The following is a 2646-nucleotide window of genomic DNA, read 5'->3' on the forward strand; positions in this document are numbered from 1 at the left end:
CCCCACCGCAGACCAACAAGATCGCAAAGTCACACTGGAGTACTAGGTCCTGTTTGGGGTTCGGATCTTTGCGAGGCTCGGTGGGGTGCTGGGTGTCGCTGGTAGAACTCGGTCGTGGCGCGTTTTGATGTGGCGGATGCCGAGTGGGCTTTGATCGAGCCGTATCTGCCGGTGGCGGCGACCGGGCCGTTGCCGCGGCGGGTGCGGGACCAGCTCAACGGAGTGCTGTGGCGGTTCCGCACCGGCAGTGGGTGGCGTGACGTGCCGGAACGGTACGGGCCCTGGTCCACCGTCTACTCCCGGTTCAACGGCTGGGCCAGGGCGGGTGTGTTCCAGGGCCTGATGGACGCGTTGATCGCCGAAGCGGCGGCCCGTGGACAGGTCGGCCTGGAGCTGGTGAGCGTGGACTCCACGATCGTGCGGGCGCATCAGGAGTCGGCGGGGCTCGCGGTGGCGGGAGAGACCCTGGACGCGCTGGAGCAGGCATTGACCGAGGAAAAGGGAGCTCCGCTTCCCCGGCAGCCACCGGCGCTGCGGGTGACCAGGTCACGGCCGCCGCAGGCCCGAGCAGTTCAGGTGAGGCCCCGCAAGAGGATCGTACCGCTACGCGCCGACGCCGCAGGGCCAGGGCGGCTGCCGCCGGGCTCGGACGGTCCCGAGGCGGTCTGCCGAGTAGCCGGGAGGAATCTCACCTCCCGGCTCTCACAGATCCGTGCGTAACAGTCTCCCGTTACACGGCTCTTGTCGTTCTGTTCGTCAGGTCATCACGGCTGCAATGGTGCAGCGCCAATGTGCGAACATGCGGGGGTATCTTCGGGCGATCTCCTGCATCTTCGCGATGGCTCTCCGTTCAGCCGCAAGCCGCTTGTACTTCTGGCGGATCCAGCGCACCAGGTAGGCGTTGATGCGCATCAAGAAGGGGTTCAATTCCCACGGCCTGAACCGGCCGTAGTAGTTGATCCAGCCGGCCACGACAGGGTTGATCCTGCGGGCAAGCTCCTTGAAGGAAAGATCGGAGCGGGTGTGCAAGTGCCAGGAGCGCACTTCCCGTCCCATCTTGTTCAGGGCGTCCCTGCTGACAGCAGGATCAAACGACTGGAATGACTTGCCGTAGCGATCCCGGTTCTGTCTGGCTCGGAACGTGTAGCCGAGGAAGGTGAACGTTGCGTGCTCGAAGGAGCCGCGACGCCTGCCGTCTTTGCAGTACACGAGCCGGGTCTTGGCCGGGTGCAGGTGCAGTCCGACCTCGGCCATCCTGTCCATGAGCGCCGCCAGTACCTGCCGGGCCTGACGCTCGGTGACGCAGTGCAGGACCGCATCGTCCGCATACCGTTCGAACCAGACGTTCGGGAACTCCCGCGCCATCCAGGTATCGAACGCATAGTGCAGGAACAGGTTCGCCAACACAGGAGAAACCGGAGCCCCTTGCGGGGTTCCGCACTCCCGTTCCAGCAGAGAGCCGTCGGGCATGGCGAGCGGCGCATGGAGCCACCGTCGCACATATAATTTCACCCAAACGACGTCGGTGTGAGCTTCCACCGCCTTGACCAGCAGGTCCCAGGGCACGCTGTCGAAGAACTTTGAGATATCGAACTCCACCACCCAGTCCCGCTTCCAGCAGCGCTCCCGGCACCTTTCCACCGCGTCCAAGGCGGACCGTCCGGGCCGGTATCCGTAGCTGTCAGGGTGGAAAATCGGATCCACCCTTCGCACCAGATGCCGGGCCACCACGGTCTGGGCCACGCGATCGGCGACAGCGGGAATACCGAGCATTCTCGTGCCGCCGCCATGCGGCTTGGGGATCTCCACCGCGCGCACCGGAGGAGGGAAGTACGAGCCCGATGACATTCGGTTCCAGACCTTGTACAGATTATTCTTGAGGTCCTTCTCGAAGTCCTCGATGCTCCGTCCATCCACACCGGGTGCGCCCTTGTTCGCCCTGACTTCCTCCCACGCCTCTTTGACTTCCCACTTCGAGATATCAAACGGCTTGATCTGAGACTTCAACTGGCCCATCGCACTCCTCCCGGACATGGTCCGGTTGATGTGATCAACTCAGTCACGAACGACCCAGCCCCTTCGCTCCACCCCCGTTACAGGGGTTTCATCACTACTACGAGCCGGTCCGCCAGCAGGTCCCGCGTCGGTACTCGACCCCTTGCGGTGTCCGCCGCTTGGGGTACTCCCTCTCCCCCGCGGCATGGCGGGGCGTGTCGGGACCTGCCTTCTCCTGTTCCATGCGAAAGCAGCAGACTGGACTCGCGTCGCCTACATGCCGGACACCACCTGGCCAATAAACGGGCACCCGCCAGGCTCATCCCGGGATTCTGGTCACACCCCGGTTTCGATGCCGCCTTTATCTTTTTCGACACGTCAGCAGCGATTCACTTGCGTTCGCCTTTCCAGTCCCCACCTGACGCCTCTTACGACGCCTTTTCCTCATCGCTCACCACGACGGTCTTCAGCCAACGCAGCATGAGGCGGTTTGGAGCCTCCCCCCCCCGCAGGGCGACTCCGAAGGGCCAAACCTTCATCTCTCGCACAGCACCATTTCCAGAAGCTGTCCTACTACCAACTCCCTTTCATGTTCAGGACACAAGACCAGCAAGATCCACCTGGCCTGCGACGCCTTCGGGCGGCCGCTGG

At 63.7% G+C, this 2646-nt stretch carries 2 protein-coding genes; one reads left to right on the forward strand and one right to left on the reverse strand.

Annotated elements, in window-relative coordinates:
* The first annotated feature begins 114 nt into the window (after nt 1–114).
* Nucleotides 115–720: an IS5 family transposase gene (locus WH07_RS34915; protein WP_046509094.1), complete on the forward strand. Its 606-nt coding sequence runs from the start codon at nt 115–117 to the stop codon at nt 718–720.
* A gap of 36 nt (nt 721–756) precedes the next feature.
* On the opposite strand, the gene ltrA is transcribed toward WH07_RS34915, so the two are convergent.
* On the reverse strand, nt 757–2016 hold the full coding sequence (gene ltrA / locus WH07_RS34920; protein WP_046509096.1) for a group II intron reverse transcriptase/maturase: 1260 nt from the start codon (nt 2014–2016) through the stop codon (nt 757–759).
* Nucleotides 2017–2646 lie beyond the last annotated feature (630 nt).

It is taken from the genome of Streptomyces odonnellii (genome assembly GCF_000981895.1).
Taxonomy (GTDB): Bacteria; Actinomycetota; Actinomycetes; order Streptomycetales; family Streptomycetaceae; genus Streptomyces; species Streptomyces odonnellii.

What these genes read in the sequence shown, in the direction of transcription:
- ltrA (WP_046509096.1), bottom strand. Translation starts at nt 2,016, where the DNA reads ATGGGCCAGTTGAAGTCTCAGATCAAGCCGTTTGATATCTCGAAGTGG.